Source organism: Streptomyces sp. NBC_00236 (assembly GCF_036195045.1).
GTDB lineage: Bacteria > Actinomycetota > Actinomycetes > Streptomycetales > Streptomycetaceae > Streptomyces.
In genome coordinates, this window is record NZ_CP108100.1 from 1,954,604 (window position 1) to 1,968,380 (window position 13,777).

Here is a 13,777-nt window from a genome sequence, read left to right on the forward strand (position 1 = left end):
GGCATGGCACGTATTGCGGTGATCGGCGCCGGCTTGGGCGCGATGTCGGCGGCGGCCCGGCTGGCAGTGGCAGGCCACCGGGTGACGGTGTACGAGCGGTCGGAGACGTTCGGCGGATCCGTCGGCCGCCATGCCCTGCACGGTTTCGCGTTCGACACGGGCCCCGGCCTGCTCCATCTTCCGGCCGTCTACCGCGACCTGTTCGTGAAGACCGGCAAGGAACCGCTGGAGCGGTGCGTCACGCTGTCCCAGGTCGATCCGGCGAGCCGTCATGTCTTCGCGGACGGCACGGACGTGTCCCTGCCGAACGCCTCGCGGGCCGGCGTCGTCGCTGCCCTGGACGCCGCGCTCGGCGAGGGCGCGGGCGGAAGCTGGGGGGCGTTTCTCGACCGCGCCCGAGAAGCGTGGGACCGTTCGAGGCGGCCGCTGCTGGAGGAACCCCTGCGCCCCGACTGGCAGGTCCTGACCCGCGACCCGTATCCGGCGCCCGTGCGGCGGCGGCTGCTGCGCCCCTCCCTCCGGGCCGGCACGGTGGCGGAGATCGGGTCCTGGGAGCTGGCGGATCCCCGGCTGGCCGCCCTGCTGGACGGGTACGCGCTGTCGTACGGGCTCGATCCGCAGCGTGCCCCGGCGAGCACGGCCCTGCTGCCGTACATGGAGGAGACCTTCGGCAGCTGGTACGTCTCCGGCGGCATGCGGGCGCTCGCGCAGGCCGTGTACGAGCGGTGTCTGGCCCGGAAGGTGGAGTTCGTCTTCGGCGCGGAGGTGGCCCGGGTCCTGGAGAAGGACGGCCGGGCGGCAGGCGTGGAGCTGACGGACGGCACGGTCGCGGAGGCGGCTCACGTGGTGCTGGGAGCCCGGCCGCACCCGGGCCTGATGCCCGCTCAGGAGCTCTGGCGGGACGGTGACGTGACGGTGCAGCCCCGGCCGGACGGCTCCGCGCCGACGGGCCGGTTCGTGGTGCTGCTGTCGCTGCGCGGCGGGCGGTCCGCGGACGCCGTGCACCGGACGCTGGTGCATCCGGCGGACGGGGCGGCGGAGCGCGAGGCGGTGTCCGGCGGCCGGCTCGCCGCGCACCCCACGGTGACGGTGCTGCGCCCCGACGACCCCTCGACCCGCCCCGACGAGGCCCACGAGGCCGTGACGCTGACGGCGACCGTCGCCCCGCACGGCCCGGTGGACTGGACGGACGAGGCGCTGCGGGCGCGGTACGCGGACACCCTGATCGACACCGCGAACGCGGCTGTGCCCGGCCTGCGGGACCGCATCCTGCACACGGAGGTGCGGACGCCCGCGGAGTCCGAGGCCGAGACGGGTGCGCCGGGCGGTGCGGTCCCCGCGCCCGCGCTGGCGGGCGCCGGGGGCGGCTGGCTCCACGCCGGCAACCGCACCCGGCTGCCCGGACTGTTGCTGGCGGGCGGCTGGGCGCATCCGGGCGGCGGCCCGGCGCACGCGGGGATGTCCGGGGCGCTGGTCGCCGGGATCATCGTCGAGGGCGACGGGTTCCGCGGGTCGCGGTGACGGCCGGGGATCCGGCCCCGGCCGGTCGGCGTCAGTAGCGGTACTGCTCGTTGTAGCCCGTGTCGTAGCCGTTCGGGTACGGCGCCGGCTGGACGGGCTGTTCCGGGGGCATCGGCGGGTACTGCTCGCCCTCGCGCTGCTGCGGCACCCAGACACCGCCCGGCGGCGTCTCGGAGGCGTACGACTGCGACGGGGCGTACGGGTCGGCGAACTGCTGGCCGTTGCCGTAGCTGTCGTAGCCCCCGTCGTTCCCGTACGTGCCGTACTGCGGGGTGCTCGCGGTGGTGCCGATGTACGGGTCGGAGTACGCGGCGTACTGCTGCTGGTCCGTGCCGTAGTCGTACTGACCGGCTCCCGCGTAGGTGTCCTGGCCGCCGTACGTGTCCTGGCCCTGCGCCGGGTACGCGGCGGGGTCGGTGTACGGGTCGTACGCGGTGTACTGCGGCTGCTGGGGTTCCTGGTGCTGCCCCTGCTGCGGGCGGTGGTCGGTGTAGATGCCGTACTGCCCGGTGTCGTCCGGCAGCGGCTCCGGGGCGTAGACCGCATCCGGGCCGGCCTGCGGTGCGGCCTCCGGCTGCTGCGGTGCCTCGTGGTCGTACTCCATCTCCAGGTCCGAGACCTGGAGCGTGGGTTCACGGTCGGCGGCGGCGCCGCGGCGGCGCCGGCTCTCCCCGGGGCTGCCCCCTATGGCCCAGCCCGTCGAGAAGCCGCGGCGGAAGGAGAGCGTGACGTACGTCTGGCCGGTCGCGAAGGCGATCGCGCCGAGGGCGATGACGAACACGGACGGCATCAGCACACCGACGACGACACCGGCGAAGCCGGTGAAGGCGAGCAGGCGCCAGCGCAGGCGCGCCTTGTACTGCAGCAGCACCTCACCGAGCAGCCACAGCGCAACGATGCCGAACGCGATGTAGAGGACCGTCCAGCCCATGCCCGCCCCCTTCTACGGCCACCGCCCCGGGTCGCGGCGGGTACGGCCGGTCACGACTGCTTGTGCAGTCCGAGATTCTCGTAGATTTCGAGCGTCGCCGTCGAGTTGTTCAACGTGATGAAGTGCAGCCCGGGGACACCCTCGGAAAGCAGCTTCGCGCAGAACCGCGTTGCGAAGTCGATGCCAATGGAGCGTACAGCGGCGGGATCGTCCTTGGCGGCGAGGATCCGTTCTTTCAGGTCCGCGGGCAGAGTCGCGTTGCTGAGCTGCGCGAATCTCTCCAATTGCCGGACGCTCGTCAGGGGCATCACCTCAGGAATGATCGGCGTTTCGCAACCCGCAGCGACCACCCGGTCACGCATCCGGAGATAGGCGTCCGGATCGAAGAACATCTGCGTGATCGCATAGTCCGCACCGGCGCGGCACTTGTCCACGAAATGCCGGATGTCGGTGTCCCAGTCGGCGGAGCGCGGATGCCGTTCCGGGAATGCCGCGACGCCGACGCAGAAATCGCCGGATTCCTTGATCAGCCGGACGAGGTCCGCCGCGTACCGCACGCCCTGCGGGTGTTCGACCCACGGACCCATCGGGTCGCCCGGCGGGTCGCCGCGCACCGCGAGGATGTTCCGGATCCCGGCGTCCGCGTACTGGCCCACCATGTTGCGCAGCTCGGCGATGGAGTGGTTGACCGCCGTGAGGTGCGCGACCGGGGTGAGCGTGGACTCGGCGGCGATGTCCTGGGTCGCCTTCACCGTCCCGGCCCGGGTCGATCCGCCGGCCCCGTACGTCACGGAGACGAAACTCGGTCCCACCGCCTCGACCCGGCGCAGCGCGTTCCAGAGGTTCCGCTCGCCCTTCTCTGTCTTGGGCGCCCAGAACTCGAACGAGTACGAGGTCTTGCCGGTCGCGAGCATCTCACGCACGGTGCGCGCGTGATCTGTCCTGGTGGAGGGTGTGCCAAGGGCCATACCGGCAGGTTAACCAGGGCGCGGCGGGCTCCCAACCGAACTGGGGCGATTTGGCTTGATTGCCCGATCTTTGTCCACGCTTCGGACACTCCTGTCCCGAAGTTGCCCCTCCGCCCGGTCACACCCCGGCGCGGTCCCGGATCCTTCCCGCCAGCGCGGCGGCGGCGGCAGCCGGATCGGAAGCCTCGGTGACGGCCCGCACGACGACGACCCGTCGGGCTCCGGCGTCCAGCACCTCGTCGAGGTTGCCCGCGTCGATCCCGCCGATGGCGAACCACGGACGGGTGGGGGCGAGCGAGGCGGCGTAACGGACGAGGTCCAGCCCCGGGGCGTACCGGCCGGGCTTGGTCGGGGTGGGCCAGCAGGGGCCGGTGCAGAAGTAGTCGACGCCGGGCTCGGCGACGGCCGCGTCGACTTCGGACTCGGCGTGCGTGGAGCGGCCGATGACCACGTCCTGGCCGATGATCGCGCGGGCGGCCGGGACCGGCAGGTCGCCCTGGCCCAGGTGCAGCACATCGGAGCCGATGGCATGGGCGACGTCGGCCCGGTCGTTGACGGCGAGGAGCTTGCCGTGACGCTTGCAGGCGTCGGCGAAGAGGGCGAGGTGTTCCAGCTCCTCGGCCGCTTCCATGCCCTTGTCGCGCAACTGGATGATGTCCACGCCGCTGGTCAGGACCGCGTCGAGGAACGCGGGAAGGTCACCCTGGCGCCGGCGGGCGTCCGTGCACAGGTAGAGCCGGGCATCGGACAACAGCGCGCGAGGCGTGGACATGGTGCGGTTCCCCCCGGGGAAAGGCGACGTCGGTCGGTTCGGTGGTGCCGCGCGGGGTGCGGGCCGCCAGGGCGGCCCGCACCCCCCGTGCGGCAGCGGGTCAGACGGCGAGCGCCTGGGCGCGGCGCTTCACCTCCGTGCCGCGATTCTCACTGAGCGCCTGCGCGGGCGTGCCCGGCAGGCTCGGGTCGGGGGTGAAGAGCCATTCCAGCATCTCCGCGTCGGAGTAGCCGTCGTCCCTCAGGAGCGTCAGGGTCCCCGAAAGGCCCTTGACCACCTTGTCGCCGTCGATGAAGGCGGCAGGCACCTGGAGCGCCCGGTTCTCACCACGTCGTACGGCGATGAGCTGGCCGTCCTTGACCATCTGGCGTACACGCGTCACCTGGACATCGAACATTTCGGCGATGTCGGGAAGGTGGAGCCAGGCGGGGACGAGAGCATCGATCTTTGCGTCAATCTCGGTCACGGGGACAAGCGTGCCATCCCGGACCGACAGTCGGTACCCGGGCCGACCGTACGGGGGCCGGTCGGGCCGTCAGCGCGTGGCTGATTTCAGGGGCACGGTGGGGTCGGCGACCCGGTCCGGGTTGAGTTCCGTCCCCGATTCGACGAGTTTGCGCCCCTGCGCCAGATCGCGCGGACGGCCGACCGCCAGTACGGCGACGAGCACGCCGTCGCGCAGCCAGCACACCGTCCACGACGGCTCGGCCGGATCGCCGCGCCACACCAGGGTGTCGGCCCCGGTGTGGTGGCCCGCGTACTGAACGAAGCGGCCGAACTGCTCGGACCAGAAGTAGGGCACGGGGTCGTAGACCGGGGGCCGGTCCTCGCCGCCGGGCGCGGTGATGGCGGCGGCGACGGTACGGGGGCCCTGAAGGGCGTTGTCCCAGTGGTGGACGAGCAGGCGCTCGCCGTAGCGGGCCGAGGGGAAGGAGGCGCAGTCCCCGACCGCGTACACGTCGGGGAGCGAGGTGCGCAGGGACGCGTCGGCGGTCACCGACCGGTCCGGGCCGAGCTCGATCCCGGATCCGGCGAGCCAGGCGGTCGCGGGCCGGGCACCGACGCCGACGACGACCGCGTCCGCCGGCAGGGTGCGGCCGTCGGCCAGGAGCACGCGGCCGGGTTCGATGCGGGCGACCCGGGCGCCGGTGAGGAGCGCGGCACCGCTCTCGGCGTACCAGCCGGCCATGGGGGCGGCGACCTCGGCGGGCAGTGCGCCGGCGAGCGGGCGGTCGGCGGCCTCGACGACGGTGACCGCGCAGCCCGCCGCGCGGGCGGCGGTGGCGAACTCGGCGCCGATCCAGCCCGCGCCGACGACCACGACGTCGTGCTGCCGTTCGAGGACCGGCCGCAGCCGGGCGGCGTCGTCCAGGGTGCGCAGGAGGTGGACGCCCGGGACGCCCTCGGAGCCCGGCAGCACCAGGGGTTCGGCGCCGGTGGCGAGGACCAGGACGTCGTAGGGGACGGGCCCGTCCGGGGTGTCCAGTTCGTGGTCGGCCGCGCGCAGCGCCGTCACGTCCAGGCCGAGCCGCAGGGTGATGTCCAGCGCCTCGAAGTCGATGTCGAAGGCCGAGTCCTCGGCCTTGCCGAGGAGGACCGCCTTCGACAGCGGGGGCCGGTCGTACGGCTGGTGGGGTTCGGCTCCGATCAGCGTGACGGGGCCGGTGAAGCCCTGTTCCCGCAGGGCCACGGCGGTCTGCACACCCGCCATGCCCGCTCCGGCGATCACGACGCGACGGCGGTGCCGCGGCCCTGTCTGCTGCTGTCCGGTCTGCTCGTCCACCCGTCCACCTTAAACACCTGACGGATCGTCAGGAAGACGGTTCCCGCGACGCGGCCGCCGGATCGCCTTTCCCGTGCCCGCGTCCGCTCGCTTGTGAGCGGCGCGGGCACGGGGTTTAGGGTGGCCGTGCACATCACTCGCGGGAGCCCGGACGCACCGGGCTGAGAGGGAGGCTGGACGGCCTCCGACCGTACGAACCTGATCCGGGTCATGCCGGCGAAGGGAGGGGCTGGACGCCCATGCGTACGCACCGTGCGAACGGGTCCGACGTCCTCGTCATCGGGGGCGGCATCATCGGCCTGGTCACCGCCTGGCGGGCCGCTCAGCGCGGCCTCACCACCGCGGTCGCCGATCCCGCACCGGGCGGCGGCGCCGCCCAGGTCGCGGCCGGGATGCTGGCCGCCGTCACCGAACTCCACTACGGCGAGGAGATGCTGCTCGGCCTCAACGTCGCCTCCGCCGCACGCTATCCGGCGTTCGCGGCCGAGCTGGAGGCGGCGAGCGGCCAGGACATCGGCTTCCGCGCCTGCGGCACCCTTGCCGTCGCGCTCGACGCCGACGACCGCGCCCATCTGCGCGAACTCCACGCGCTGCAACGCCGCTCGGGACTGGAATCCGAGTGGCTCACCGGCCGTGAGTGCCGCCGTCTGGAACCGATGCTCGCACCCGGCGTACGCGGCGGACTGCGGGTCGACGGCGACCACCAGGTCGACCCGCGACGGCTGGCCGCCGCACTGGTGGCGGCGTGCGAACGGGCCGGGGTCGTCTTCCACCGCCGGCGGGCCGAGCGGCTCTCGGTCACGGGCGGCCGGGCCGTCGGAGCCGTGCTGGCCGACGGTACGCAGCCGGTGGCCGATCAGGTCGTGCTCGCCGCGGGCAGCCTCAGCGGCCGGCTCGCGGGGGTACCCGAGCACGTCCTGCCCCCGGTCCGCCCGGTGAAGGGCCAGGTGCTGCGACTGACCGTGCCCCCCGCGTACGCACCCTTCCTCTCCCGCACCGTGCGCGCCGTGGTCCGGGGCAGCCACGTCTATCTCGTGCCGCGCGAGAACGGCGAACTGGTCATCGGCGCCACCAGCGAGGAGATGGGCTGGGACACCACCGTCACGGCGGGCGGGGTGTACGAGCTGCTGCGCGACGCGCACGAGTTGATGCCGGGCATCACCGAACTGCCGCTCACCGAGACCCTCGCCGGTCTGCGCCCGGCCTCCCCCGACAACGCCCCACTACTGGGCCGCACCGCGCTGCCCGGCCTCCATCTCGCCACCGGCCACCATCGCAACGGGGTGCTGCTCACCCCCGTCACCGGGGACGCGATGGCACAGCTGCTGGCCGAAGGCGATCTGCCCGAGGTCGCACGCTCCTTCTCGCCCAGCCGTTTCTCACCCGCCGCCCCCGTACGTCAGGAGCAGCCCGCATGACCGAGCCCGCACCCCTCCCCGTCCCCATGACCGTCTCCGTGAACGGCGAGGCCGTCACCATCGCGCCCGGCACCACTCTGGACGCCCTGGTCGCGTCGCTGACCTCTGCGCCCTCGGGCGTCGCGGCCGCCCTGAACGAGACCGTCGTACCGCGTGGCCAGTGGCCCGCGGCCACGCTCGCCGACGGCGACCGGGTCGAGGTCCTCACCGCGGTCCAGGGAGGCTGACCATGTCCGACGACCTCTTCACCCTCGGGGACACCGCTTTCGGCTCCCGGCTGATCATGGGAACGGGCGGGGCGCCCAGCCTCGACGTGCTGGAGCGGTCCCTGACCGCCTCCGGTACCGAGCTGACCACCGTCGCGATGCGCCGGCTCGACCCGACCGTGCGGGGCTCCGTGCTCTCCGTACTGGAGCGGCTCTCCATCCGCGTGCTGCCGAACACCGCGGGCTGCTTCACCGCGGGCGAGGCCGTGCTCACCGCCCGGCTCGCCCGCGAGGCGCTCGGCACCGACTGGGTCAAGCTGGAGGTGGTGGCGGACGAGCGCACCCTGCTGCCGGACCCCGTCGAGCTGCTGGACGCCGCGGAGACGCTGGTGGACGACGGTTTCACCGTGCTGCCGTACACGAACGACGACCCGGTGCTGGCCCGGAAGCTGGAGGACGTGGGGTGCGCGGCGGTCATGCCGCTCGGCTCCCCCATCGGCTCCGGCCTGGGTATCCGCAATCCGCACAACTTCCAGCTGATCGTCGAGCAGGCGCGGGTGCCGGTGATCCTGGACGCGGGCGCCGGGACGGCGTCCGACGCGGCACTGGCCATGGAGCTGGGGTGCGCGGCCGTGATGCTGGCGTCGGCGGTGACCCGGGCCCAGGAGCCCGAGCTGATGGCGGGCGCGATGCGCCATGCGGTGGAGGGCGGGCGGCTCGCGTACCGCGCGGGGCGGATTCCTCGCCGCCACTTCGCCGAGGCCTCGTCGCCGGTGACGGGGCGGGCCGTGCTGGATCCGGAGCGGCCGGCGTTCTGATTCCGGGGCCCGGGCGGTCCGTGTGGTGGATCTCATGTCCCTGTCACGACCCGTCCCGATCCCGGGCCACGCCCGCTCCCCGGCCGCGGATCGCGTGTCCCTGTCACGGCTCGGCTGCAGTTGGGCCCCGGGATCGCTCCGGCCAGTCGGCCGTGTCGGCGGCGGCTCGTAGACTCGGCTGCGTGGATACGACCCTCCAGGACCCTCTCGTCGGGCAGCTGCTCGACGGCCGCTACCGCGTCGATGCCCGCATCGCCGTGGGCGGCATGGCCACGGTCTACCGGGCCATGGACACCCGGCTCGACCGGGTGCTCGCCCTCAAGGTGATGCATCCGGCCCTCGCGGCCGACGCCTCGTTCGTCGAGCGCTTCATCCGTGAGGCCAAGTCGGTGGCCCGGCTCGCGCACCCCAATGTGGTCGCGGTCTTCGACCAGGGCGCCCAGGGGCAGTACGTCTACCTCGCGATGGAGTACGTGGCGGGGTGCACGCTGCGCGACGTACTGCGCGAGCGGGGCGCCCTCCAGCCGCGGGCCGCGCTCGACATCCTGGAGCCGGTGCTCGCCGCTCTGGGCGCCGCGCACCGGGCAGGCTTCGTCCACCGGGACATGAAGCCGGAGAACGTGCTGATAGGCGACGACGGCCGGGTCAAGGTCGCCGACTTCGGCCTGGTCCGGGCCGTGGGCTCGGTCACGAACACCACCGGGTCCATCCTGGGGACGGTCTCGTATCTCGCCCCCGAACAGATCGAGCACGGCACCGCGGACACCCGCGCCGACGTGTACGCGTGCGGTGTCGTGCTGTACGAGATGCTGACGGGCACCAAGCCGCATGCCGGGGACTCCCCCGCCCAGGTCATCTACCAGCACCTCAACGAGGACGTCCCGGCCCCCTCGGCCGTCGTCCCGGGGCTCGCGGCCGAGCTCGACGGGCTGGTCGCGAGCGCCACCGCCCGCGACCCCGAGGTCCGCCCGTTCGACGCGGTGGCGCTGCTCGCCGAGTCCCGCCGGGCCCGGTCCGGCCTCACCGACGCGCAACTGGACGCCGTGCCGCCCCAGGCGCTGGCCGAGATGCGGGACGGCGCGGAGGACCGCACGAGCGTGATCCCGCGGGTGCTGCCGCCGGGCCAGGGCACCGCCCACCACACGAGCCGGCTGGAGATGCCGCCGCAGCCACCCGCGCAAACGCCCTCGCGCCGCGCGGGTACGGGCCGCCCGAGGCCGCCGCGCGGTGTCATCGCGGCGGTCATCGCCGTGCTGCTGGTGCTGGGCGTCGGCGGCGGTGTCTGGTACATCAACTCCGGGCAGTTCACCCGGGTCCCCTCGCTGCTGGGCCAGAGCCAGAAGGCGGCCGAGAAGCGGCTCGCGGACAGCGGCCTGGAGCTGAAGGGCGTACGGCGGGCCTACAGCGACACCGTCGACCGCGGCAAGGTGATCAGCAGCGACCCGAAGTCGGGCGCCCGGATCCGGGGCAACGACTCCGTGTCGCTGGTCGTCTCACGCGGTCCCGAGATCGTCACGGTGCCCGACGTCCACGGCGTCGCCCTCGCCGAGGCCAGACGGCAGCTGGAGAAGCGGGGCCTGACGCCCGGCATGATCACCAAGGAGTTCGACGACGACGTGGCCGCGGGCGAGGTGGTGCGTACGGATCCCGAGGCGGGCGCCGAGCGCCACCCGGACTCGGCGGTCGCGATCGTGGTCTCCAAGGGCAGCCCGGTCGACGTCCCCGATGTCACCGGTCTCTCCGTCGAGGACGCCACCGCCGCGCTGGACGACGAGGGGCTGAAGGCGAAGGTGCTGCCGGACCGGGTGAACTCCCCCGAGGACGCGGGCGACGTCGCCGAGCAGTCACCGGCCGAGGGCGAGGAGGCCGCCGAGGGCGACACCATCACGCTCACGGTCTCCAAGGGCCCGCAGATGATCGACGTCCCGGACGTCACCGGCAAGGACGTCGACGATGCCCGGGGCGAGCTGGAGGACGCGGGCTTCGAGGTCAAGGTCGACCGCCCGTTCCTCTCCTTCAGCGACACCATCGAGAGCCAGTCCGTCGACGGCGGCGACCAGGCCCCCGAGGGCAGCACCATCACCATCAAGACCAAGGGACTGTAGATCCGTATGCGCAACCCCGTCGGCGGCCACGTCCCGGTGGCCGGCGGCCTCTCCAAGGTCGGCCTGTCCTACGCACGCGAGATGGGCGCGGAGGCCGTCCAGGTCTTCGTGGCCAATCCGCGCGGCTGGGCGACCCCGGCAGGCAACCCGGTGCAGGACGAGCTGTTCCGTACCGAGTGCGCCGCCGAGTCCATACCCGCGTACGTCCACGCCCCGTACCTGATCAACTTCGGGTCGCACACCCCGGCGACCGTGGAGCGGTCCGTGGAGTCCCTGCGCCACTCCCTGCGCCGGGCGCGCGAGATCGGTGCCCTGGGTGTCGTGGTGCACACCGGTTCGGCGACCAACGGCCGGCCGCGGGAGGAGGCGCTGGCGCAGGTGCGCACCCACATGCGGCCGCTGCTGGACGAGCTGACGCACGACGACGACCCGTTCCTGCTGCTGGAGTCGACGGCGGGACAGGGTTTCTCGCTGTGCTCACGCACCTGGGACTTCGGCCCGTACTTCGACGCGCTCGACGCCCATCCGAAGCTCGGCGTCTGCCTCGACACCTGTCACATCTTCGCGGCGGGACACGACCTGGCCGGTCCGGGCGGCATGAAGGCGACGCTCGACCTGCTGGTGGAGACGGTCGGCGAGGGCCGGCTGAAGCTGATCCACGCCAATGACTCCAAGGACGTGGCCGGGGCCCACAAGGACCGGCACGAGAACATCGGGGCCGGCCACATCGGCGAGGAGCCGTTCCGGGAGCTCTTCTCCCACTCGGCCACCGAGGGCGTTCCGCTGGTCATCGAGACACCGGGCGGCAAGGAGGGCCATGCGGCGGACGTGGCCCGGCTGAAGGAGCTGCGCGGCCAGGGCTGACCGGGGGGAAACACCCTCGGGAATACCCCATGGGGGTATACGGTTCTCCCTATCGGCAGGAACCGCTCCTCGGCATTGGGGGTTCACCATGCAGGATCACGCAGATCACACACAGCACGCCGGGCACACCGACCACCCCGAGCACTCCGGCCACACCCACCACTCCGGCCACCGTTCGGGCGGCGCGAGCTGGGCGATGGCGGCGCGGGCCACGCTCCACTGCCTCACCGGGTGCGCCATCGGCGAGATCCTCGGCATGGTGATCGGCACGGCGCTCGGCTGGGGCAACATGCCGACGATGGCACTCGCGATCGTCCTGGCGTTCTTCTTCGGCTACACGCTGACGCTGCGGTCCGTCCTGAGTTCGGGCGTCGACTTCAGGACGGCGTTCCGGATCGCGCTCGCGGCCGACACGATCTCCATCGCGGTGATGGAGCTGATCGACAACGGGGTGATCGTCCTGTGGCCCGGCGCCATGGACGCCATGCTCTCGGACGTCCTGTTCTGGGGAGCCCTCGCGATCTCGCTCGCCGTCGCCTTCGTCGTCACCACACCGGTGAACAAGTGGATGATCGGGCGCGGCAAGGGGCACGCGGTGGTGCACCAGTACCACCACTGAGTCGGCACGGGGGGAACAGCAGGATCAGAGCTCGGGGCCTTCCCCGGGCTCCTCCTGGTAGGAGTAGCGCTGTTCCTTCCACGGGTCACCGATGTTGTGGTAGCCGCGCTCCTCCCAGAAGCCGCGACGGTCGGCGCTCATGTACTCGATGCCCCGGACCCACTTGGGGCCCTTCCAGGCGTACAGATGCGGCACGACGAGCCGGAGCGGGAAACCGTGCTCGGCGGTGAGGAGTTCGCCGCCCTTGTGGGTGGCGAACAGGGCCCGCTCGGAGGTGAAGTCGTCGAGCCGGAGGTTGGAGCTGAAGCCGTACTCGGCCCAGACCATGACGTGGGTGACCTGCGGCGCCGGGGGCGCCAGCGCCACGACGTCACGGGCCAGAACCCCGCCCCACTCGGCGCCGAGCATGCTGAACTTGGTCACGCAGTGCAGATCGGCGACGACCGAGGAGAACGGCAGCGCGGAGAACTCCTGATGGTTCCAGCAGTGCTTCTCACCGTCGGCCGTGGCGCCGAAGACGCGGAACTCCCAGCGGTCGGGCTTGAACTTGGGCACCGGCCCGTAGTGGGTAACCGGCCACCCACGCTGCAGTCGCTGTCCCGGCGGAAGCTCGGACTGCTCTGATGCGCGGTGTTCCCGGCTTTCCGGCTGACCCATGACTCCATGGTGACAGACAGGCAGGGGTGGTCATGACCAGGGCAGCGGCGATTCGGGCAACTCCTACTAAGCATGCACTTACTGGACGACCACCGGGTGCGATGCGAGGATGCGGCCATCTTGCCCAGTTCACCGGTTGGAAGGAGCCTCTGCGATGCAGGGCGACCCCGAGGTCCTCGAGTTCCTGAACGAACAGCTGACCGCCGAATTGACTGCCATCAACCAGTACTTCCTGCATGCAAAGATGCAGGACAACTTCGGCTGGACGAAGCTCGCGAAGTACACGCGCTCCGAGTCCTTCGACGAGATGAAGCACGCCGAGATCCTGACGGACCGCATCCTCTTCCTCGACGGACTGCCGAACTACCAGCGGCTCTTCCATGTACGGGTGGGCCAGACGGTCACCGAGATGTTCCAGGCGGACCGCCAGGTCGAGGTGGAGGCGATCGACCGCCTCAAGCGCGGTATCGAGCTCATGCGCACCAAGGGCGACATCACGTCCGCAAATATCTTTGAGTCGATCCTGGCTGACGAGGAACACCACATCGACTATCTCGACACCCAGCTGGAGCTGGTCGAGAAGCTCGGTGAGCCGCTCTACATCGCCCAGCTGATCGAGCAGCCCGACAGCTGACGGGAGCGGGCCCGCCCGCGCGGGCGGCCGGGGCGGCTCAGGCGGCGTCGGGGAGAGCGACCGGGGCGGAAACGGGGCCGACGCCGGGGGCGATGCGCGGATCGGCATCGGGAGCGGCGCCGGCCGTGACACGGTCCGCGGTGCCGGGCGTGAGCTTCTGGTCGAGCAGGTCACGACGCGGGCAGGAGCCGCGGCCGAGCATGGCCTGGATGGTGCGGACGCAGCTTCCGCAGTCGGTCCCCGCCTTGCAGGCGGACGCTATCTGGCGGGGCGTGCAGGCACCGTCCTCCGCATGCTTCTTGACCTGCTGCTCCGTAACGCCGAAGCACGAGCAGACGTACATGCGGTTCACCTCCCGGCGGGATGGATCGTGGGTGCCGCCCCGATAATCGGTGAGGCTAACCTAACCTTACCCGGCCCTCAACATCGGCAAAAGCCCCGGAACGCCCTGTGGGGCACGGATCACATGGATCCGTGCCCC

The 13,777-nt window shown here is 71.9% G+C and carries 15 protein-coding genes and 1 riboswitch; of the genes, 8 read left to right on the forward strand and 7 right to left on the reverse strand.

What is annotated here, in order from left to right:
- The first annotated feature begins 3 nt into the window (after positions 1 to 3).
- Positions 4 to 1,521, forward strand: a complete 1,518-nt coding sequence (locus OG446_RS08630; RefSeq protein ID WP_328893459.1) for a phytoene desaturase family protein — start codon at positions 4 to 6, stop codon at positions 1,519 to 1,521.
- Positions 1,522 to 1,552: 31 nt separating this feature from the next.
- Here OG446_RS08630 and OG446_RS08635 read toward each other — a convergent pair whose 3' ends face one another.
- The 5 genes from OG446_RS08635 to OG446_RS08655 form a co-directional block, all read right to left on the reverse strand.
- Positions 1,553 to 2,452: a hypothetical protein gene (locus OG446_RS08635; protein ID WP_328893460.1), complete on the reverse strand. Its 900-nt coding sequence runs from the start codon at positions 2,450 to 2,452 to the stop codon at positions 1,553 to 1,555.
- Positions 2,453 to 2,502: 50 nt separating this feature from the next.
- Positions 2,503 to 3,420: a methylenetetrahydrofolate reductase [NAD(P)H] gene (metF, locus tag OG446_RS08640; RefSeq protein ID WP_326663217.1), complete on the reverse strand. Its 918-nt coding sequence runs from the start codon at positions 3,418 to 3,420 to the stop codon at positions 2,503 to 2,505.
- 118 nt (positions 3,421 to 3,538) lie between these two features.
- Positions 3,539 to 4,192, reverse strand: a complete 654-nt coding sequence (gene thiE, locus OG446_RS08645) for a thiamine phosphate synthase (protein WP_328893461.1) — start codon at positions 4,190 to 4,192, stop codon at positions 3,539 to 3,541.
- A 100-nt stretch (positions 4,193 to 4,292) separates the two neighbouring features.
- Entirely contained in the window at positions 4,293 to 4,658 is a 366-nt protein-coding gene (locus tag OG446_RS08650; RefSeq protein ID WP_326735730.1) for an Rv2175c family DNA-binding protein, read from the reverse strand.
- A 69-nt stretch (positions 4,659 to 4,727) separates the two neighbouring features.
- The gene (locus OG446_RS08655) at positions 4,728 to 5,903 is read right to left on the reverse strand and encodes an NAD(P)/FAD-dependent oxidoreductase (protein ID WP_328898242.1); all 1,176 of its coding nucleotides are present in this window, start codon (positions 5,901 to 5,903) and stop codon (positions 4,728 to 4,730) included.
- A 201-nt stretch (positions 5,904 to 6,104) separates the two neighbouring features.
- Positions 6,105 to 6,217, forward strand: a riboswitch (TPP riboswitch).
- Between OG446_RS08655 and thiO the strand changes: the two genes are divergently transcribed.
- The 6 genes from thiO to OG446_RS08685 all read left to right on the forward strand — a co-directional run bounded on the left by thiO (position 6,215) and on the right by OG446_RS08685 (position 12,005).
- A complete protein-coding gene (gene thiO / locus OG446_RS08660; RefSeq protein WP_328893462.1) occupies positions 6,215 to 7,393 on the forward strand; it encodes a glycine oxidase ThiO in 1,179 nt (392 codons plus the stop codon). Its footprint overlaps the riboswitch before it by 3 nt.
- Positions 7,390 to 7,620: a sulfur carrier protein ThiS gene (gene thiS / locus OG446_RS08665; protein WP_328893463.1), complete on the forward strand. Its 231-nt coding sequence runs from the start codon at positions 7,390 to 7,392 to the stop codon at positions 7,618 to 7,620. The genes thiO and thiS overlap by 4 nt, the downstream gene beginning before the upstream one ends.
- A 2-nt stretch (positions 7,621 to 7,622) precedes the next feature.
- The gene (locus OG446_RS08670; RefSeq protein WP_328893464.1) at positions 7,623 to 8,417 is read left to right on the forward strand and encodes a thiazole synthase; all 795 of its coding nucleotides are present in this window, start codon (positions 7,623 to 7,625) and stop codon (positions 8,415 to 8,417) included.
- Between the two features lie 182 nt (positions 8,418 to 8,599).
- Positions 8,600 to 10,522, forward strand: coding sequence for a Stk1 family PASTA domain-containing Ser/Thr kinase (gene pknB / locus OG446_RS08675; protein ID WP_328893465.1), 1,923 nt, complete (start codon positions 8,600 to 8,602; stop codon positions 10,520 to 10,522).
- A gap of 6 nt (positions 10,523 to 10,528) precedes the next feature.
- Complete coding sequence (locus OG446_RS08680; RefSeq protein ID WP_328893466.1) at positions 10,529 to 11,386, forward strand: deoxyribonuclease IV; 858 nt, start codon at positions 10,529 to 10,531, stop codon at positions 11,384 to 11,386.
- Positions 11,387 to 11,474: 88 nt separating this feature from the next.
- The gene (locus tag OG446_RS08685; RefSeq protein WP_328893467.1) at positions 11,475 to 12,005 is read left to right on the forward strand and encodes a DUF4396 domain-containing protein; all 531 of its coding nucleotides are present in this window, start codon (positions 11,475 to 11,477) and stop codon (positions 12,003 to 12,005) included.
- 24 nt (positions 12,006 to 12,029) lie between these two features.
- Here the strand turns inward: OG446_RS08685 and OG446_RS08690 are convergent, their stop codons facing one another.
- Complete coding sequence (locus OG446_RS08690; RefSeq protein WP_328893468.1) at positions 12,030 to 12,662, reverse strand: sulfite oxidase-like oxidoreductase; 633 nt, start codon at positions 12,660 to 12,662, stop codon at positions 12,030 to 12,032.
- A gap of 154 nt (positions 12,663 to 12,816) precedes the next feature.
- Here OG446_RS08690 and bfr point away from each other — a divergent pair, with 154 nt between their 5' ends.
- The gene (bfr, locus tag OG446_RS08695; protein WP_326663200.1) at positions 12,817 to 13,296 is read left to right on the forward strand and encodes a bacterioferritin; all 480 of its coding nucleotides are present in this window, start codon (positions 12,817 to 12,819) and stop codon (positions 13,294 to 13,296) included.
- A gap of 37 nt (positions 13,297 to 13,333) precedes the next feature.
- On the opposite strand, the gene OG446_RS08700 is transcribed toward bfr, so the two are convergent.
- Positions 13,334 to 13,639: a (2Fe-2S)-binding protein gene (locus tag OG446_RS08700; RefSeq protein WP_328893469.1), complete on the reverse strand. Its 306-nt coding sequence runs from the start codon at positions 13,637 to 13,639 to the stop codon at positions 13,334 to 13,336.
- Positions 13,640 to 13,777 lie beyond the last annotated feature (138 nt).